The 18639-nt window shown below is 72.3% G+C and carries 18 protein-coding genes; 7 read left to right on the top strand and 11 right to left on the bottom strand.

What is annotated here, in order from left to right:
* Positions 1 to 5: 5 nt before the first annotated feature.
* Positions 6 to 446, bottom strand: a complete 441-nt coding sequence (locus tag AB0F52_RS34540) for a hotdog fold thioesterase (protein ID WP_360180133.1) — start codon at positions 444 to 446, stop codon at positions 6 to 8.
* A gap of 62 nt (positions 447 to 508) precedes the next feature.
* Between AB0F52_RS34540 and polA the strand changes: the two genes are divergently transcribed.
* The 3 genes from polA (at position 509) to AB0F52_RS34555 (ending at position 5585) form a co-directional block, all read left to right on the top strand.
* On the top strand, positions 509 to 3250 hold the full coding sequence (polA, locus tag AB0F52_RS34545; RefSeq protein ID WP_360180135.1) for a DNA polymerase I: 2742 nt from the start codon (positions 509 to 511) through the stop codon (positions 3248 to 3250).
* 91 nt (positions 3251 to 3341) lie between these two features.
* Positions 3342 to 3881, top strand: a complete 540-nt coding sequence (locus tag AB0F52_RS34550) for a calcium sensor EFh (RefSeq protein ID WP_360180319.1) — start codon at positions 3342 to 3344, stop codon at positions 3879 to 3881.
* A gap of 102 nt (positions 3882 to 3983) precedes the next feature.
* Positions 3984 to 5585 carry a serine protease gene (locus tag AB0F52_RS34555; RefSeq protein ID WP_360180137.1) on the top strand — a complete coding sequence of 534 codons (1602 nt, stop codon included), beginning with the start codon at positions 3984 to 3986 and terminating at the stop codon, positions 5583 to 5585.
* Between the two features lie 4 nt (positions 5586 to 5589).
* Here AB0F52_RS34555 and AB0F52_RS34560 read toward each other — a convergent pair whose 3' ends face one another.
* Positions 5590 to 6516: an NADP-dependent oxidoreductase gene (locus AB0F52_RS34560; RefSeq protein ID WP_360180139.1), complete on the bottom strand. Its 927-nt coding sequence runs from the start codon at positions 6514 to 6516 to the stop codon at positions 5590 to 5592.
* 86 nt (positions 6517 to 6602) lie between these two features.
* Between AB0F52_RS34560 and AB0F52_RS34565 the strand changes: the two genes are divergently transcribed.
* Positions 6603 to 7346, top strand: coding sequence for a helix-turn-helix transcriptional regulator (locus AB0F52_RS34565; RefSeq protein WP_360180141.1), 744 nt, complete (start codon positions 6603 to 6605; stop codon positions 7344 to 7346).
* On the opposite strand, the gene AB0F52_RS34570 is transcribed toward AB0F52_RS34565, so the two are convergent.
* From AB0F52_RS34570 to AB0F52_RS34595, 6 genes are all read right to left on the bottom strand, one after another.
* Positions 7343 to 7915 carry a TetR/AcrR family transcriptional regulator gene (locus AB0F52_RS34570; protein WP_360180143.1) on the bottom strand — a complete coding sequence of 191 codons (573 nt, stop codon included), beginning with the start codon at positions 7913 to 7915 and terminating at the stop codon, positions 7343 to 7345. The two genes, AB0F52_RS34565 and AB0F52_RS34570, sit on opposite strands and share 4 nt — an antisense overlap.
* The gene (locus AB0F52_RS34575) at positions 7912 to 9810 is read right to left on the bottom strand and encodes a YhgE/Pip domain-containing protein (RefSeq protein WP_360180145.1); all 1899 of its coding nucleotides are present in this window, start codon (positions 9808 to 9810) and stop codon (positions 7912 to 7914) included. Before AB0F52_RS34575 ends, AB0F52_RS34570 begins: the two co-directional genes overlap by 4 nt.
* Complete coding sequence (locus tag AB0F52_RS34580) at positions 9807 to 10502, bottom strand: ABC transporter ATP-binding protein (protein ID WP_360180147.1); 696 nt, start codon at positions 10500 to 10502, stop codon at positions 9807 to 9809. The genes AB0F52_RS34575 and AB0F52_RS34580 overlap by 4 nt, the downstream gene beginning before the upstream one ends.
* A 107-nt stretch (positions 10503 to 10609) precedes the next feature.
* On the bottom strand, positions 10610 to 11530 hold the full coding sequence (locus tag AB0F52_RS34585; RefSeq protein ID WP_360180149.1) for a GNAT family N-acetyltransferase: 921 nt from the start codon (positions 11528 to 11530) through the stop codon (positions 10610 to 10612).
* Between the two features lie 22 nt (positions 11531 to 11552).
* The gene (locus AB0F52_RS34590) at positions 11553 to 12470 is read right to left on the bottom strand and encodes a GNAT family N-acetyltransferase (protein ID WP_360180151.1); all 918 of its coding nucleotides are present in this window, start codon (positions 12468 to 12470) and stop codon (positions 11553 to 11555) included.
* The gene (locus AB0F52_RS34595; RefSeq protein ID WP_360180153.1) at positions 12467 to 13318 is read right to left on the bottom strand and encodes a class I SAM-dependent methyltransferase; all 852 of its coding nucleotides are present in this window, start codon (positions 13316 to 13318) and stop codon (positions 12467 to 12469) included. Before AB0F52_RS34595 ends, AB0F52_RS34590 begins: the two co-directional genes overlap by 4 nt.
* A 324-nt stretch (positions 13319 to 13642) precedes the next feature.
* Between AB0F52_RS34595 and rpsA the strand changes: the two genes are divergently transcribed.
* A complete protein-coding gene (gene rpsA / locus AB0F52_RS34600; protein WP_360180155.1) occupies positions 13643 to 15142 on the top strand; it encodes a 30S ribosomal protein S1 in 1500 nt (499 codons plus the stop codon).
* Positions 15143 to 15345: 203 nt separating this feature from the next.
* Here rpsA and AB0F52_RS34605 read toward each other — a convergent pair whose 3' ends face one another.
* Positions 15346 to 15960 (bottom strand): TetR/AcrR family transcriptional regulator, encoded by a 615-nt coding sequence (locus AB0F52_RS34605; RefSeq protein WP_360180321.1) that lies wholly within the window; start codon positions 15958 to 15960, stop codon positions 15346 to 15348.
* Between the two features lie 175 nt (positions 15961 to 16135).
* On the opposite strand from AB0F52_RS34605, the gene AB0F52_RS34610 reads away from it, so the two are divergent.
* Positions 16136 to 16582 carry an OsmC family protein gene (locus AB0F52_RS34610; RefSeq protein WP_360180157.1) on the top strand — a complete coding sequence of 149 codons (447 nt, stop codon included), beginning with the start codon at positions 16136 to 16138 and terminating at the stop codon, positions 16580 to 16582.
* A 93-nt stretch (positions 16583 to 16675) separates the two neighbouring features.
* Here the strand turns inward: AB0F52_RS34610 and AB0F52_RS34615 are convergent, their stop codons facing one another.
* Both AB0F52_RS34615 and AB0F52_RS34620 read right to left on the bottom strand, forming a co-directional pair.
* On the bottom strand, positions 16676 to 16924 hold the full coding sequence (locus tag AB0F52_RS34615) for a hypothetical protein (protein ID WP_360180159.1): 249 nt from the start codon (positions 16922 to 16924) through the stop codon (positions 16676 to 16678).
* A 123-nt stretch (positions 16925 to 17047) separates the two neighbouring features.
* On the bottom strand, positions 17048 to 17290 hold the full coding sequence (locus AB0F52_RS34620) for a hypothetical protein (protein WP_360180323.1): 243 nt from the start codon (positions 17288 to 17290) through the stop codon (positions 17048 to 17050).
* Between the two features lie 154 nt (positions 17291 to 17444).
* Between AB0F52_RS34620 and coaE the strand changes: the two genes are divergently transcribed.
* Complete coding sequence (gene coaE / locus AB0F52_RS34625; protein WP_360180161.1) at positions 17445 to 18629, top strand: dephospho-CoA kinase; 1185 nt, start codon at positions 17445 to 17447, stop codon at positions 18627 to 18629.
* Positions 18630 to 18639 lie beyond the last annotated feature (10 nt).

Genomic DNA, 18639 nt, shown 5'->3' on the forward strand with positions numbered 1-18639 from the left:
GGGGTTCAGGCGCCCGGCGGGCGGTCCCGGACCACGCAGGTGAGCCGCGCGGTGCAGGTGCGGCGGCCTTCGTCGTCGGTCAGCACGATCTCCGCGGTGATCGTGCCGCGGCCGACGTGCAGCGGCGTCGCCACGCCGGTGACGGTGCCCGACCGGACGGCCCGGTGGTGCGTGCAGGACAGCTCCAGCCCCATCGCCGCGCGGTCCGGTCCCGCGTTCAGCGCGGCGACCGTCGAACCCAGCGCCTCGGCGAGCACGGCGTTGGCGCCACCGTGCAGGAGCCCGTACGGCTGGAGGTTGCCTTCGACCGGGATGGTGCCGACCACGCGTTCGGCGGTGGCTTCCAGGAGCTTCATGCCGACCTTGTCGTTCAGCTGCTGGCCCGCGGCGGCCGGATCGATCCCGGCGTAGTTCTCGACCGCGACGTCTGCGGCGCGTTCGGTCACGCAGTGCTCCTCTTCCTATGCGACACGTAAGAGTGTCGGACCCTCAGCCTAGACTCGGCCGCGTGAGCCCGAGTGAGAAGACGACCGTTGCCAACGCCACAGGAACCACCGCCACCGCCGAGCGGCCGAAGCTGCTGCTGATCGACGGTCATTCCATGGCCTACCGCGCGTTCTTCGCCCTGCCCGCGGAGAACTTCAAGACGAAGACCGGTCAGGTCACGAACGCGGTGTTCGGCTTCACCTCGATGCTCATCAACCTCCTGCGCGACGAAGCGCCGACCCACCTCGCGGTGGCGTTCGACCTCTCGCGCAAGACGTTCCGCTCGGAGACCTACGCCGACTACAAGGCGAACCGCAGCGCGACGCCGGACGAGTTCCGCGGCCAGGTGGACCTGGTCAAGGAGGTCCTCGAGGTGCTCGGCATCCCGTCGCTGGTGAAGGAGAACTTCGAGGCCGACGACATCATCGCCACGCTCACGACGCAGGCGGCGGCCGACGGCTTCGACGTCCTCATCTGTACCGGCGACCGCGACGCGCTGCAGCTGGTCAACGAGCACGTCACCGTGCTGTACCCCAAGCGCGGCGTCTCGGAGATGACCCGGTTCACCCCGGACGCCGTCGAGGAGAAGTACGGGCTCACCCCGCGGCAGTACCCGGACTTCGCCGCGCTGCGCGGCGACCCCTCCGACAACCTGCCGAGCATCCCGGGCGTCGGCGAGAAGACCGCGGCCAAGTGGATCAAGCAGTTCGGCTCGCTCGACGACCTGATCGACCGGGTCGACGAGGTCAAGGGCAAGGTCGGGGACGCGCTGCGGGCGCACCTGTCCTCGGTCCAGCTCAACCGCCAGCTGACCGAGCTGATCCGGGACGTCGAGCTGGAGATCGCGCCGTCCGGGCTGGAGCTGCGCCCGTGGGATCGCGAGGCGGTGCACGCGCTGTTCGACGAGCTGGAGTTCCGCGTCCTGCGCGACAGGCTGTTCGCGACGCTGCAAAGTGCCGAACCGGAGGCCGACGAAGGCTTCGAGGTCTCGGGTTCCGCGCTCGAGCCCGGTGCGCTGGGCGCATGGCTGACCGCGCACGCGGGCGCCGGCGAGCCGGTGGCCCTGTCCTTCCGCGCGGTGGGCACGTCGGTCCGGTCCGATCTCCGTGCGGTCGCCTTCGCGACGGCCGACGGCGAAGGCGCGTACGTCGACGTCACGGCGATGGACCAGGCCGACGACGCGGCGTTCGCCGCCTGGCTGGCCGACCCGGCCATCCGCAAGATCGGCCACGACCTCAAGGTTCCGCTGCACGCGATCCGCGTCCGCGGCTGGACCGTCGCCGGGCTCGCCACGGACACCGCGCTGGCCGCCTACCTCGTGCGGCCCGGGCAGCGCACCTTCGAGCTCGACGACCTCGCGCTGCGCTACCTGCACCGCGAGCTGCGCTCGGAGACCGACGGCGGCGACGGGCAGCTGTCGCTGCTCGACGGCGGCGTGGAAGGCCTGGAGCAGAAGGAGATCCAGGACGAGCTGGTCAAGGCCCGCGCGATCTTCGAGCTGGCCGGCGCGCTCGACAAGGAGCTCGAGCAGATCGGCGGCGCGAAGCTGCTCACGGAGCTGGAGCTGCCGCTGCTGGAAGTGATCACCGAGCTGGAGATCGCCGGCGTCGCCGTCGACCTCGAGCAGCTGACCACGCTCGAAGCGCACTACCTTTCGCGCGTCACCCAGGCCGCCGAAGAGGCATACGCGGTGATCGGCAAGCAGATCAACCTCGGTTCGCCGAAGCAGCTGCAGGTCGTGCTGTTCGACGAGCTCGGCATGCCGAAGACCAAGCGCACCAAGACCGGCTACACCACCGACGCCGAGGCGCTGCAGGGCCTGTTCGAGAAGACCGAGCACCCGTTCCTGCAGCACATGCTGGAGCACCGGGACGCGACGAAGCTGCGCACGACCGTCGAGGGCCTGATCAAGTCGGTCGCCGACGACGGGCGCATCCACACGACGCTGCTGCAGACGATCGCGGCCACCGGGCGGCTGTCCTCGACCGAGCCGAACCTGCAGAACATCCCGGTCCGCACCGAAGAAGGCCGCCGCATCCGCGACGCCTTCGTCGTCGGCGAGGGCTTCACCGAGCTGATGACGGCGGACTACAGCCAGATCGAAATGCGGATCATGGCGCACCTGTCGCAGGACGAGGGCCTCATCGAGGCGTTCAACAGCGGCGAGGACCTGCACACGTTCGTCGCGTCGCGGGCGTTCTCGATGCCGCCGGAGGAGATCACGCCGGAGCTGCGCTACCGCGTCAAGGCGATGTCGTACGGGCTCGCGTACGGGTTGTCCGCGTACGGGCTTTCGCAGCAGCTGCGGATTTCCACCGAGGACGCCAAGGCCCAGATGGAGGCGTACTTCGACCGCTTCGGCGGGGTGCGGGACTACCTCCACTCGGTCGTCGGCGTCGCGGCGAAGAACGGGTACACCGAGACGGTCTTCGGCCGCCGCCGCTACCTGCCGGACCTCAACAGCGACAACCGCCAGCGCCGCGAGATGGCCGAGCGGATGGCGCTGAACGCCCCGATCCAGGGCAGCGCGGCCGACATCATCAAGGTCGCGATGCTCAACGTCCACCGCGCGCTGGTCGAGGCGAAGCTGAAGAGCCGGATCCTGCTGCAGGTCCACGACGAACTGGTCCTGGAAGTCGCCGACGGCGAGAAGGAACAGCTGGAGAAGCTGGTGCGCGAGGGCATGGGCTCGGCGTACGCGTTGGCGGTACCGCTCGAGGTTTCGGTCGGCTACGGCCGGTCCTGGAACGAAGCCGCGCACTGATCGGGTCTCTACGTAGCGTCACGGCCCGGATCACCGGGTCGTGGCGCGGAAGTACTCGGGCGGACGTCGTCGGGCGTGCCCCGCCGCGGCGATGCTGGGCGCCATGGCCAGTGACTTCCAGCGGCGCAAGATCTCCGGCGTCTTCGGCGCCATGGACACCGACGGCGACGGCTTCCTGACCGAGGCCGACTTCCGGGCGCTCACCGCGAGGTGGCTCGACCTGCGCGGCACCGATGTGAGCACGCCGGCCGGGCAGAAGCTCGCCGCCGTCATGATGGGCTGGTGGGCGACCCTCGACGACGCCGCGGGCGGCGGCGGTCGGGTCAGCCTCGACCAGGTGCTCCAGGTCGTCGACGGACTCCCGGCGATGCCGGGCGCCGTCACCGGGACGGCCGAGGCGATGTTCGAGGCCGTCGACGAAAACGGCGACGGCGTCATCTCCGCCGCCGAGTACGAGCGCCTCATCGCGGCCTGGAACGGCGTCGGCACGCCGTCCGGCGACGTCTTCGCCCTCCTCGACTCCGACGGCGACGGCGGCCTGTCCCGCGAAGAGTTCACCGGGCACTGGTTCGAGTTCTGGGCCGGCGACGACCCGGCCGCACCCGGCAGCCGGGTGTTCGGCCGCTTCTGAACGCGCGTTGTGCCGAACGGAGGACTCCGTTCGGGTGAGCGATTACCGCTGGGTAGGGAGGTCGGCGCCAACGCGTGGCGATCACGGCGTAGGGTCCGCCGAATGGGGTTCGAGCGTGAGCGACGACGCTGGCGGGTCCGGTTGCACGACGAACTCGGCCGGGTGTGCGGTGCGGGCACGGTACTGGACGAGTACCACGTGCTCACGAGCGCGCACGTCGTCGAGACCGCCGGCGGCCCGCGATCCGCGTTGAGCGTCGACTTCGTCGGCTTGGCCGAGGCGATGCCCGCCACGGCGACCGTCGTCGAAGGCTGCTGGGTGCCCTCCGACGGCGGCGGCCACGGCGATCTCGCCCTGCTGCGCCTGGAACGCCCCGAATCCCGCGTGTTCCGCGCCCCGCTGCACCGCATGCCCCTCGGCGAGCACCAGCTCGTCCGCGCGTTCGGGTTCCCGCCGGGCTCGGTCGGCCGCTGGACCCTCGCCCGGGTCGGCGGCCCGGAGCAGACCGGCGGCGAGTGGGTCCGCCTCTTCCGCACCGCCGAAGCCGAACCGCTCGGCCCCGGTTTCGGGGGCACGGCGGTGATCGACGAGGCGACCGGCCACGTCGTCGGCATGGTCGTCGGCAAGGACACCGGCACCTGGATGGTGCCGGTCGAAACCATGCTCGGGCACCTGCCCCAGCTGAGCATCTGGGCTTCCGGCAGCCCGGCCGTCGACGCGAGCTTCTCGCGCCCGGTCGGCGAGGCCGTCGACGTCTCCTTCGTGCAGCGCGTCGCCGACTGGTTCGCCAAGGCCGAGCCGGGCACGGTCTGGGTCGTCGACACCGGCGAGGCCGGCTCGCCCGTCGCCGCGGCGTTGCGGTTCGGGATCGTGCTCGCCGACCGGGAACGTTCCCTCGGCGTGCCCGGCCTGCCGCCGGCGCTCGGCGAGACGCCGCCACCCGGCAGCGTGGACCTCGCGGTAGACGCGACCGGCCGCACCGCGGACGCCGTCCGCCACCGCATCGCCGACCGGCTCACCACCGGCGTCGCGGGCCGGACGCTGGTCGTCGACGGGATCGACGACTCGGCGGAGCCCGACCGGCTCGTCGGCGAGGTGCTCGCCCCGCTCGCCGGCCGCGCGGCCGAGCTGGGTCTGCGCCTGCTGCTCGGCTTCCGGGAGCAGTCCTCGCCCGGGGTCGCGGCGGTGCGGGCGAGCACCGGCCAGGCCCGCCCGGCCCCGGACGACCTCGCCGGCCGCCTGGAGGTGCTCACCCAGGCGGTGGCGGAGCTGGCGGAGATCGAGGCTTACCAGCTGCGCGTGGCGACCCGCTTCACGGGCGTCGCAATGCTTCCGGCACGCGCGCAGCGGCTGAAGGGCGCGCTGAAGCAGCTGCGGTCGGCCGAGGTGGACGGCGACGCGGAGTGGGTCGAGCGCCACATCGACAGCCACGAGCACGCGGTGGCCCCGGCCGTGGAGGACGGCCGCCGCCAGCGCGCGGTCCTCGACGGGCTGGTCGCCCGCCGCGAGGAGCTGCGCACCCGCCTGGCGGGTGACCTGGAGCTGGCCCGCGAGCACGGGCTGGTCGGCGACCCGGAGATCGAGCAGGCGTACACCCCGGCGAAAAGGCTCCTGATCGACGGCCCCTGTGAGCTGACGGCAGCGGCCACCGCGGTCGACACCTACGCGGCGGCGGTCCGGGCCCGCATCGAGGACCGCGGCTGAAGGATCAGACCGTGAGGACCACCTTGCCCTGAAGGTGGCCGCGCTCGATCAGCCGGTGTGCGTCGGCGATGCGCTCGAACGGGAACGTCTCCGCCACGTGGACCCGCAGCTTGCCCTCGTCGACCAGGTCCACGAGGCCTCGCAGCGCCACCGGATCGGGGTCGACCCCCACACCGCTGAAGCGCCGACCGGCCGCCTCGAACTTCGCGATGAGCTCCGTGTCCTCCTCCGCGACCGCCGTCACGAGGTGACCTCCCGGGCGGAGCACGTCGAGCGAGCGCCACGCGGTGTCGCCGCCGAGGGTGTCGAGCACCAGGTCGACGTCGCCGACCACCTCCGTGAAGTCCGCCTCCGTGTAGTCGACGACCTCGTCGGCGCCGAGCCCCTCGACGAAGGCCCGCTTGCTCCCGCCGGCGGTGGTGATCACGTGCGCGCCGAGCGCTTTGGCGAGCTGGATCGCGACGTGGCCGACCCCGCCGCCACCGCCGTGGATCAGCACCCGGTCGCCCTCGGTCACGCCGCCGAGGTCGACGAGACCCTGCCACGCCGTCAGCCCGACGATCGGCAACGCCGCCGCCTCGACGTGGGAGAGCGCCGCGGGTTTGCGGGCCACGTGCAGTGCCGGTGCGGCCACGAACTCGGCGTACCCGCCGGCCGCCCGCGGGAACAGCGGCATTCCGAACACCTCGTCGCCGGGCCGGAACCGCCATGTCTGCGCCTCCTCGACCACACCGCTGATGTCCCAGCCGAGGACGAACGGCGGCGGGCCGAGCAGCGGGAACTCGCCGGCGCGCAGACGCGGTTCCAGAGGATTCAGCCCGATCGCCTTGACGCGGACGAGGACTTCGGTCGGCAGGGGCCGGGGCTCGGGCGCGTCCACGATGGTGAGGACCTCGGGACCGCCGTACGTGTGCTGGGTGATGACTCGCATGCCTTCGACGATGATCGTCGCGGCGACGGCGTACCACCGGTGTCCCGCCGGGAAATTCCGGAAACGCGCCGCCGTATCGTGGGGGCATGATCGAGTCGGTGGCCGGCTGCCCGCCCTTGGCCCACGGCGAGGACGTTCCCCCGCATTCCCACGACTTCGGGCAGCTCAGGTACGCCGCCTCCGGGGCGCTGGTCACCACGACCCGGGCCGGCACCTGGGTGGCGCCGGCGAACCGCATCACCTGGGTGCCCCCGTTCCACGTGCACGGCAGCCGCGCGCACGGCGCGACCGTCGTCCGGCTGCTCGAGGTGCCGGCGGCGCCGGCCCGGCGACTGCCGGCGCAGCCCGCGGTGTTCACGGCCAGTGCGCTGCTGCGCGAGGCCTACCTGGCGGTGACCGGCGACCACGAACCGGCCGGCAGCCCTCGTGCCCGGCTGCTGCTCGAGGTCGTCCTCACCGAGCTCGACCGGGCCCCGCGGGAGCCCCTGCGCCTCCCGGAGCCGGGCGACCCCCGCCTCAAGGCCGTCACCGACCTGCTGCACGCCGACCCGGCGAGCCCGGCGACCCTGGCCGAGCTGGGGCACCGGACCGGCTCGAGCGAGCGGACGCTCAGCCGGCTGTTCGGCAGCGAACTGTCGATGAGCTTCCACCAGTGGCGCACGCTGCTGCGCATCCAGCGAGCCGTGCTCGAACTCGGCGAAGGCACCTCGGTCACCGACACGGCGACGCGGCTGGGCTGGGCGAACCCGACCAGTTTCATCGACGCCTTCACCGATCTCGTCGGCCAGACCCCCGGCCGGTACCGCGCGAAGGCGCGCGCCGCCGGCTAGCGGCGGCCCAGGCCGCGGATCAGCACCATCACCGCGCCGCGCACCTCGGCCCGGGTCCGCTGCGGCCCGAACACCTGCCAGTCCAGCGCGACCACCAGCATCGTGCCGAACAACCCGGCCGCCGCCGTCGGGATCTCGACGCCCTCCGGCAACCGGCCCGCCTCCTCCAGCCGCGACAACTGCTGCTTCACGATCGAGATGATTTCCTCGCGCAGCAACGACAGCGTCCCGTGCCACTGGCCCGGCGTCCGCCACAGCTCGCTCACCAGGATCTGGGAGAACCCGGGGTACCGCGCGATGAACTCCAGCGTCGTGTCGACCTGCGCCTCGATCACGTCCAGCGGATCCCCGTCGGACACCGCCGAGCGCAGCCGCCCGGCCAGCATGTCCACGCCGTAGCGCAGCAACGCGTCGACCAGGCCGTCCTTCGACCCGAAGTTGTAGTACACCGTGCCCTTCGCGACGCCGGCCGCCGCCGCGATGTCGTCGACCGTCAGGCCCACCAGGCCCCGGCTCTTCGAGAGCTCCAACGTCGCCTCGAAGAGCTTCTGCTTCGTCGCGCCGCTCACAGGCTCAGCTCGGGCTTGAGCGCGGACACCGTCCAAACGCGACGCTTGCGGGCGGCCAATGTGGACACCAGGATCCCGCCCACCAGGTAGGCCAGCAGCACGCCGACGTCGCCGAGCAGCTGCGTCGTCGTGGCGCCGCTGTAGAACAGGTGGCGGAAGCCGTCGATCGCGTACCCCATCGGCAGCACCACGTGCAGCGGGTACAGCGCGTCCGGGATCGTCTGCCACGGGAACGTGCCGCCCGCGCTCACCAGCTGCAGCACCAGCAGCACCAGGCCGAGGAACTTGCCGACCGCGCCGAAGAAGGCGTTGAGCGCGTGCACCACCGAGGTGAACGTCAGCGACACCAGCACGGCGAACCCGATCGCCGGCAGCGGGTGCGCGATGTGGATGCCGACCAGCCACGTCACCGCACCGAACAGGACGACCACCTGCGCGATGCCCAGCAGCGCCGAGGACAGCCAGCCGCCGACCGCGACCCGGAACGGGGCCGCGCCCGCGGTCAGCGCGCGCGTCGAGAGCGGGCGCAGGATCAGGAACAGCACGAACGCACCGATCCAGGTGGCCAGGGAGATGAAGAACGGCGCGAGGCCGGCGCCGTAGGTCCCCGCCGACGCCTCGCCGTTGGCGTTCACCGCCACCGGGTCCGCGATCGTGTTGGCCGTCGCGTTGCGGGTCGGGTCGTCCGGATTCGGGATCTGCTGGAGCCCGGCCGCGAGCCCGTCACGCAGCTTCACCGCGCCGTCGGCGAGCTGGTTCGTGCCGGTCACGGCGGTCTTCTCGCCGTCGCTGAGCTGGGACGCCCCGTCGCGCAGCTGGTCCGCGCCATCGGAGGCCTGGGCGATGCCGCTCGCCAGCTGCGGGGACGCCGCGGCGAGCTTGGCCGCGCCGTCGGACACCTGGCGGGCGCCGTCGGCCAGCTTCGCGAGGTCGCCGTTGGCCTGCTGGATCTTGCCGTTCGCCTGGTCGACCGGGGAGCGCAGCTGGTCGGCCTTGGCCAGGATCGCCTGCACCTGGGCGTCCGGCACACCGGCGTCGCGCAGGTCCGTCTGCAGCTGGGTGCGGTAGGAGTCGAGCTTGCCCTGGATGTCCGACGACGCCGTCGCGGCGATCGAAGCCGCGTCGGCGACCTTCTGGTCACCGGTGGCCACCTGCGAAGCGCCGCTGGCCAGCTTCTGCGTCTGGGAAGGCAGGTCCGCGGTGGCGCTCTTCAGCGTGCCGAGGCCGGTCGCCAGCGTCGACGAGCCGTCCGCGAGCTTCGCCGCGCCGTCGGCCAGCTTCTGCTGCCCCGTCTTGAGCTGCGTGGCGCCGTCGGCGAGCTGCGCCGCGCCGGTGGCGGCCTCCTGGGTCTTGGCGTAGATCGTGGAGAAGCCGACCAGGAACCGGTCCGCGGCCTCGCTGCCGACCTTCTCCGCGATCGTCTTGCGGACCTGCTCGGCGACCTGCTTCGCGATCGTGCCGGACAGGTAGTTGTTGGCGTCGTTGGTGGTCAGCGTGATCGTCGCCTGCTGCGGCTGGAAGTTGCCGACCGACAGCAGCGCGGCGGAGAAGCCGCTCGGGATGCCGATGGCGAACGAGTACTTGTCGTCGCGGACGCCGTCGCGGGCTTCCTGCTCGGACACCTCGTGCCACTGGAAGGTGCCGGACTTGACCAGCTCGTCGGTCACTTCGCGGCCCACGTTGCGTTCGTGGCCGCTGGAGTCCTTGCTGCCGGTGTCGCTGGTGAAGACCGCGGCGGGCAGCTTGTCGAGCCGGCCGTACGGGTCGTAGTTCGCGTAGAGGTAGAAGGACGCGTAGAGCAGCGGCACCAGCACCAGCGCGACCAGCGCGAGCTTCGGCAGGGTGCCGGTGGAGAGGCGGCGCAGCTCGTTGCGCGCGATCCGGAAGGCGTTCATTCGGGGACTCCGTCAGTGCTCTCGGTGAGCTCTTCGGTGGGTTCGGGGGCGGCGGGGGGAGCACAGTGCTCCGGTGCCGGCTGCTCGGCCGCGCCGACGAGCGCGGGGGTGAAGGGCAGCGCGGACAGCGGGGTCGTGGCGGTCAGGACGACCACGGCGAGGCCGCGCGCGGCCTGTTCGCGCGCCAGCCCGGCCCAGCTGCCGACGTCGCTGGTGTGCCGGTCCGGCGTGTCGAGCACGAGCACGCGCACGCCTTTGCGCTCGGCGGCCAGCTCGGTGAGCAGCCGGGTGCGCAGTGCCGGGGTGAGGTTCTCGAAGCGCGTGCCGGCGAACGGCGCGGCGTCGTGGTCGGCGAGCCAGCGGGCGACGTCCTCCTTGCCCGCCGGGCGGTGGGCCAGCGCCAGTTCCTCGCCGGCGACCACGCGCAGGGGCAGCGCGTCGTCGGGTTCGCTGACGCCCGGCGCGTCGACGACGGCGACGAGCTCGGTCAGCGGGGCGTCGACGCCCTCGGCGTGCACCGTGCCGGTGGTCGGCTTGAGCCGGCCGGCCAGCGCGAGGCCGAACGCCGTGACGCCGACGCCGGGTTCGCCGTGCACGATCGCCAGGTCGCCCTCGCCGAAGGTCAGGGAGGTGGGCGGCAACAAGGTGCCGTGGTGCCCTTCGAGGGACACCCGATCGGCTCGGACCTGCACGGTTTCTCCCGCTTCGCGAACTTTTGAACTGACCGGTCAGTTCAAAAACTAGTCCCGGCGGGAGCCGGCGGCAAGATCACCGGACGCACGTCACACTTGTGGGTGGCTCACCGGAGCGCCGCCGCCGGGCGCACCTCCCACGTCGTCCACAGTGGACGATAACCCTGCCGGTGCCAGAACACCGAGGACAGCGGGTTGGTCGGGTTGTAGTACAGGTACGTGCGGGTCGCGCCGCCGCGGTGCAGCTCCCGGTGCACGTGGGCCATCAGCGCGCGGCCGAACCCGCCGCCGCGCTCGCCGGGGGCGGTCACGACGTTGTTCACGTACCCCCAGCGTCCCGGCGGGAGGAGCTCGCCCGCTTCGGTGCCCGGGACCGCGTCGAGCCACGCGCAGTGCGCGAACGCGCACACCGAACCGTCCGCCTCGGCCAGCCAGACGGCCGGCTCGTCCGCGGCCAGTGCGTCCCGCAAGGACGGCGCCAGCAGCTCGGCCGTGTTGTCCCGGCGCGGCGCGGCGACGAGCCCGGTGTAGTCGAACGTCGCCGTCGCCAGCTCGAGTGCCGCGTCGAAGTCGCCGGGCCCGGCGCGCCGGACCGAAATCCCCGGTGCGGTCTCCGGCGGGGGAGCGGTGCGCACGCCGACCGCGGAGAGCGGCACGAGACCGTGGTCGAGGAAGGCGCGGGTCGCCTCGGCGTCCCGGCTGGGCCAGACGACCACGCACGCCGAGTCGTCGCCGGTGTCTTCCGCCTCGAGCCGGCCCTTCAGCGCGCGCAGCAGGAGGTCCGCGCCTTCGGTGCCGGTGTCGCCGAAGTACGGGAAGAGCTGCCAGGTGTCGGCGGCCGACCACAGCATCGGGACGTCGCCGCGGGTGAACCGGTGGCGCTGCAGCACCCCGGTGACCTGCGTGCCGCCCGCCGTCGCCGCGTCCAGGCGCTCGCCGCCGGCCGGGGGCGCGGCCGGCGGCAGCAGCGCGTCGACGGCGGCGAAGCGCGCCCGGTGCGCCGCGAGCAGCGGCTCGGCGATGTCCATGCTTCCCCCTCGGATCGTGCGGTCAGGACCAGGCCGGGCGCCGGAGCCACATGGTCCACAGTGGACGATAGCCCTGCCGGTGCCAGAACACCGGCGAAAGCGGGTTCGGCGGGTGGTAGAACAGGAACGTCCCGCGCACGTCCTGCCTCAGCAGTTCCCGGTGCGCCACCGCCATCAGCGCCCGGCCGACCCCGCCGCCGCGGGCCGCGGGGGCCACCGACAGCGTGTCGACGTACCCCCAGCGGCCCGGGAGCAGCCGGCCGTGGACGGAATTGCCGGGGGTGGCCCAGGCCAGCGCGCAGGAGGCCATTCCGGCCGGCACGCCGCCGTCCTCCTCCGCGAGCCAGACCAGCCCGCTGAAGCGCAGGGCGCGGACGGCTTCCGCGCGCAGCAGCTCCGGTGCGCCCGGCCTCGGCACCGCGGTGCCGACCAGCGAGGTGTAGCGCCACTCCGCCAGCCGCAGCTCGGTCAGCGCGTCGAGGTCGCCGTCGCCGGCCCGGCGGACGGTCACCGGCGCCGCCCCGGGATCGGCGGGCGCGTCCAGGGGCCGCACGGCCAGGCACGTCATCGGCGCGAACCCGTGCGCCAGGAGCACCGCGGACGCCTCGGCGTCGCGGCTCGGCCAGGTCAGCGTGCAGGCCGAGTCCGGGCCGGCCGGCGTCCCGCGCAGCCGGTCGCGCCACGCGCCGAGCAGCGCGGCGAGGCCCGCCGCCCCGCTGTCGCCCGGCACCGCCGTCAGGTCCCGGATGTCCGACGGCCCCCAGAGCGCGGGCCAGGACCCCGGCGCGTGCACGACGTGCGTCAGCAGGCCACCGGCCTTGCGGCCGCCCACGGTCACCATCAGCGGCTCGCTCGACGGCGACGGCGGGGCCGCGATCGGCGGGAGCAGCGGGTCGAGCGCGGCGAACCGCGCGTTCTGCTGGGCTTCGAGGGTGGTCACGAGCGGTGCGTGCGGAAGATCGCGGTGCCCGGGAAGAGCTTGCCGCGCAGCGGGCTCCACTGGCCCCACACCCGCGTGTGCCCGGCCGGCCACTCGGGCTCGACCAGGTCGGTGAGGGTGAACCCGGCCCCGGCCAGCGCGCGCACGTAGTCGCCGAGGGTGTGGTGGTACTCGACGTAGGTGGCGGTGCCCTCGTCGTCGACCTCGACGTAGGGCGTGCGGTCGAAGTACGGCTGGGTGACGGTGAGCCCCTGCGGGCCGGGGTCGTCGGGGAAGATCCACCGCATCGGGTGCGTCACCGAGAACACCCACGGGGCACCCGGCCGCAGCACCCGGTGCACCTCGGCGAAGACCGCGTCCACCGACGCCACGAACGGGACCGCGCCGAAGGCCGAGCAGGCCGCGTCGAAGCTGCCGGACGCGAGCGGCAGGTGCTCGGCGTTGGCCTGCACGAGCGGGACGGCCAGGCCGGTGCGCGCGTTGCCGTCGCGGGCGTGGCGCAGCATGCCGGCCGAGAGGTCGGTCGCCACGGCGTCCGCGCCCTCCGCGGCCAGCCAGCGCGCGCAGGCGGCCTGCCCGCAGCCGACTTCCAGCACGCGCTTGCCCCGGACGTCGCCGAGCAGCCGCGCCTCGGCTTCCCGGACGCCCTCCGGGCACCAGACGAAGTCGGCGTCGCCGAGGAACGAGCCGTGCTCGGCCTGGTAGTCGTCGGCGTCGGCGTCCCACCAGGCGAGGTTGGCGGCGGCGGCCTCCGCCCCGCCGACCTCGCGGTAGCCGACCTCCGTGGTGCCCAGCCGGTGCTCGGCGGCGTCGTGGCGCCCCGGCGCGGGCGCCTGCTCCGGTGGCATGATGGTGTCTCCGGTCCCCGGTGGCCTGCTCGCGCCACCTGCGTCCTCGTGCGTGCGGTTTGCTTCCGCGAGGACCTTAGCGAGCCAGGGGGACCCTGATTGTGCCGCCTAGCGGCTGCCGCGTAGGATAAGTGTTAGCGCAGTGGGTTCGCGCTGCCTTCCGCTCAGCTTCTGGTTGGGACTCGGGTCGCGCACCGTTTGCGGGTCATGCCGCGGTCGTTCACTGGTGGACGTTTGCTCGCAGGGTCGTCGCATGCTCTCAACACTCCCATCGCGCCGACAACTGCCAACCCTCGATTCCCATCCACCGGAGCAACCCGCCTAATGACCATCGACACCGCCACCGCCCCGACCGCCCCGAACGCGGCCCCGCAGGTCGCCATCAACGACATCGGGTCGGAGGAAGACTTCCTCGCGGCTATCGACAAGACGATCAAGTACTTCAACGATGGCGACATCGTCGAAGGCACCATCGTCAAGGTCGACCGCGACGAGGTCCTGCTCGACATCGGCTACAAGACCGAGGGTGTCATCCCCTCGCGTGAGCTCTCCATCAAGCACGATGTCGACCCGGCTGAGGTTGTCACCGTCGGCGATGAGGTCGAAGCCCTGGTCCTCCAGAAGGAGGACAAGGAAGGCCGTCTGATCCTGTCCAAGAAGCGCGCGCAGTACGAGCGCGCCTGGGGCACGATCGAGGAGCTCAAGGAGAAGGACGAGCCCGTCAAGGGCACCGTCATCGAGGTCGTCAAGGGCGGCCTCATCCTGGACATCGGCCTGCGCGGCTTCCTCCCCGCGTCGCTGGTCGAGATGCGCCGCGTCCGCGACTTGCAGCCGTACGTCGGCCGCGAGCTCGAGGCGAAGATCATCGAGCTGGACAAGAACCGCAACAACGTGGTCCTGTCCCGCCGCGCCTACCTCGAGCAGACCCAGTCCGAGGTGCGCAGCGAGTTCCTCAACGCGCTGGCCAAGGGCCAGGTCCGCAAGGGCGTCGTGTCGTCCATCGTCAACTTCGGTGCCTTCGTGGACCTGGGTGGCGTCGACGGCCTGGTGCACGTCTCCGAGCTGTCCTGGAAGCACATCGACCACCCGTCCGAGGTCGTCGAGGTCGGCCAGGAGGTCACGGTCGAGGTGCTGGACGTCGACATGGACCGCGAGCGCGTCTCGCTGTCGCTGAAGGCGACCCAGGAAGACCCGTGGCGTCAGTTCGCCCGCACTCACGCGATCGGCCAGATCGTGCCGGGCAAGGTCACCAAGCTGGTTCCGTTCGGTGCGTTCGTGCGCGTCGAAGAGGGCATCGAGGGTCTGGTCCACATCTCGGAGCTGGCCGAGCGCCACGTCGAGATCCCGGAGCAGGTCGTCCAGGTCAACGGCGACGTCATGGTCAAGGTCATCGACATCGACCTCGAGCGCCGTCGCATCTCGCTGTCGCTGAAGCAGGCGAACGAGGGTGTCACGCCGGACACCGAGTTCGACCCGACCCAGTACGGCATGGCCGCCGAGTACGACGCCGAGGGCAACTACATCTACCCCGAAGGCTTCGACCCGGACACCCAGGAGTGGCAGGAAGGCTTCGACAAGCAGCGTGAGGAGTGGGAGCGCCAGTACGCCGAGGCGCACACTCGTTACGAGGCCCACATGAAGCAGGTCCAGAAGGCCGTCGAGGCCGACGCGGAAGCGGCGGCGGACGCGGCGACGGGCATCGAAGGTGGCGCGGAAAGCTACACCTCGGGCTCGACCGCGACCGACACGAAGAGCAGCGGTGGCACCCTCGCCTCCGACGAGCAGCTCGCGGCGCTCCGCGAGAAGCTTTCCGGCGGTGCGTGAGCACTAGCTCGCTGAGCTGAACGAGAACCCCCGGTCCCAGCGGACCGGGGGTTCTTCGTGTTCCAGCGCGGGCCCCGCAGATGACGCCGGGGAAGCGCGGTCTTGCGAGGGTGTCGTGGTGTGCCGGCCCCGGCCAGGCGCCCGCGACGGACGGCCGAAAGGCGGACTGCGACTTCGCCGGGACCCCTCCAGGGGCCGGCGCCTCAGCGGTTGTGCAGGCCGAGGCCGGTGATCATGGCGGTGACGCCGTCGCGGTACATCTGCTCGTGGGCTTCTTCGGTCGGCGGGATGAACCAGTCCGGCAGCGGCCGCCGCGAGGCCATCATCAGCTCCGCGCCGACCAGGCCGTGCATGGCCGTCCACAGCCGGTAGGCCGCCGACCGGGCGTCCGCTCCCGGCGGGCAGACCCGCTGGACCCGGGCGATGAACAAGGTGAACGTCGTCCGCAGCACCGCCGACCGCAGCGCCGGATCCGGGTCGAACCCGGGCACCGGGCGCTCGAACATCAGCGCGTAGCGGGTCGGGCTCTCGCGGGCGAAGTGCCGGTACTGCAGCGCGAGGTGCAGCAGGTCCGCGACGCCGTCCTGGCTCGACGGCGGCAGTCCTTCCAGCAGCTCCCGCAGCGAATCGAAGGTGCGCTCGTACAGGGCGTCGAGCAGGCCGGCGCGGCCGCCGAAGCGGGCGTAGACCGAGAGCGTCGACGCGCCGGCCGCCTCGGCCACGCCGCGGACGGTCAGGCCGGGGACCCCGCGGTTCACGAGCACCGACAACGCCGCGTCGAGGTAGCGCTCGCGGCCGCCCTGGTCGGCCGGACGCATCGGCAAGTGCCTGGTGGCCACGGCGCACCCCCTTCGCGGCAGCCGGGCGCGGGCGGCGTCCGGGTGACCCGTTCGCAGCAGAAGATACGATATCCGCCGCGTCTTGGGAATGCGCCGGATGTCCGGATCGGCGGCGTCCCGCCCCATGGGCGCCACCCGAGAGGACTTCAGGCGGATGGACCACCCCGAGCCCGGCACCGTCGTCGTCACCGCGAGTGGTGACGGCACCTACACGCAGCAAGTCGTCACGGCGACCCACACACTGCTCGTCGACGAACCGGTCGCCGTCGGTGGCGCGGACGCGGGCCCGAACCCGTACGAGCTGCTGCTCGCGTCGCTGGGTTCGTGCACGGCGATCACGCTGCGGATGTACGCCGACCGCAGGGGCATCCCGCTGACCCGGGCGACCGTCCGGTTGCGGCACGACCGCATCCACGCCGAAGACTGCGCGCGGTGCGAAACCGAGCGTGGCCTGCTCAGCCGGATCACCCGCGAGATCGAGCTCGAAGGCGACCTCGACGACGATCAGCGCGCCAGGCTCATGATGATCGCCGACAAGTGCCCGGTGCACCGGACGCTCTCGTCGGAGATCGCGATCGAGACGCGGGAAACCGGCCGCTGACTACCGCTTTCAGGGCCTTCGGTTGGCGCAGCTGCTTTCGGGGGTCCGGGTGGCGAAGCCCCCGGCTCGAGGCGAAGCCTCGGGTAGCACAGCTCAGGCGGCGCGCATGGTCACCGCGGCCGGCCCGCGCGGGCTGACCGTCGGCACCCAGATGCGTTCGAGCGCCGCGGCGCGGGCCTTGCGGCGGAGGCCGGCGAAGCTGTGCTTGGCCGGGACCAGCAGCGTGCTCAGCCAGGTCCGCCGGTAGTCCGCCAGCGCCTCGGCCACCGGGTGGTGGACCACGCAGTGCACCAGCCCCGGCGTGCCGAGCCGGTGCCTCCCGGCGTGCTTGCTGTCCGCCATCGTTCCTCCGCGTGGGCGACGCTGTCGCGCGCACCGTACGCACCGGCGCGGTTCGAGGTGGGTAAGCAACACGGCGTGTCCGGATATCGGTTGAGTCACGCGTCACGATCGACTTGCGGATCGTCAGTTCTTCAGGCAAGGCGCCGATGTGGTGAACGGGATCCACGCGTACTGCACGACATACAGCCGCTGCCCTGGCGCGGGCTGGTACGCCACCTGCGCCCGGCGGACGCCGGACAGGCACGGCCCCGGCGGCGCGGCCACGCCGGCCGCCGGTGCGGGCGCCGCTGCCGCGGCCTCCGGCACGGCCATGGCGAGCCAGCCCGCGCAGAGCACGGCCGCGGCCCGCCTGCTGATCTTCGTCATCCTCACGAGTCCCCCTCGATGACGCACCCTCGCCGGTTATGTCGACCGGACCAGCTGAGTGTTACGACATTTTCCCACCTGTCACACAGATGGCGCAGATCTGACCGGACGTGTCCACGGAGGGTGCGACGGCCGCTTGACTAGGGTGATCGGCATGTTGCGTGTGGGGTTGACGGGTGGGATCGGGGCCGGGAAGTCGACTGTGGCGAACCGGCTCGCCGAACACGGCGCGGTGCTGGTGGACTCCGACCGGATCGCCCGTGAGGTGGTCGAACCGGGGACCGAAGGGCTCGCCCGGCTGGTCGCGGAGTTCGGCCCGGAGATCCTGGCCGCGGACGGCTCGCTCGACCGGCCCGTGCTCGCCGCGAAGGCCTTCGCCGACGACGAGTCGCGGCACCGCCTGAACGCGATCGTGCACCCCCTGGTCGGCGCCCGCACCGGGGAGCTGATGGCGGCCGCGAAGCCGGACGCGATCATCGTGCACGACATCCCGCTGCTGGTCGAGAACGGCCTCGCGACGGCGTACCACCTGGTCGTGGTCGTCGACGCGCCGGTCGAGGTGCGGGTGCGGCGGCTGGTGTCGGCCCGCGGGATGGCCGAGGACGACGCCCGGGCGCGGATCCGGGCGCAGGCGAGCGCCGAGCAGCGCCGCGCCGTCGCGGACGTCTGGCTGGACAACGGCGGCGCCGAGGACGCCGTGCTCGCCGAGGTCGACGCGCTGTGGGCGGACCGGCTGGTGCCGTTCGAGGCCAACGTGCGGCTGCGCCGGCCGCGGCCGCCGATGTCGCCGAAGATCGCCGAGTACGACCTCGGCTGGCCGGCCCAGGCCGAGCGGGTCCTGGCCCGCGTCCGCGCGGTGGCGGGGGAGCTGGCCCACCGCGGCGACCACATCGGGTCGACGGCCGTGCCCGGGCTGCCCGCCAAGGACATCCTCGACCTGCAGCTCACGGTGTCCACTTTGGACGACGCGGACACGCTGGGCGCGCTGCTGGCCGACGCCGGGTTCCCGCGGCTGGAAGGCGACTGGGCCGACGACGCCCAGGACGGAACCGGGACGTGGCCCAAGCGGCTGCACGTCGGCGCCGACCCGCGGCGCCCGGTGAACCTGCACGTCCGGTCGGTGGAGACGCCCGCGTGGCGGCTCGCGCTGCTCTTCCGCGACTTCCTGCGCGCGAACCCGGACGAGCGCGACGACTACCGCGACGTGAAGCTGCGGCTGGCCGAGGCGCACGCGGCCGACGGCACGGTCGCGGCGTACGCCGACGAGAAGCAGGAGTGGGTCAACGGCGTGTTCGCCCGCGCGGAGAAGTGGGCGGCCGCCACCGGCTGGAAGCCTTAGGCACGCAGGT

This window comes from Amycolatopsis sp. NPDC024027, assembly GCF_040638975.1.
Taxonomy (GTDB): Bacteria; Actinomycetota; Actinomycetes; order Mycobacteriales; family Pseudonocardiaceae; genus Amycolatopsis.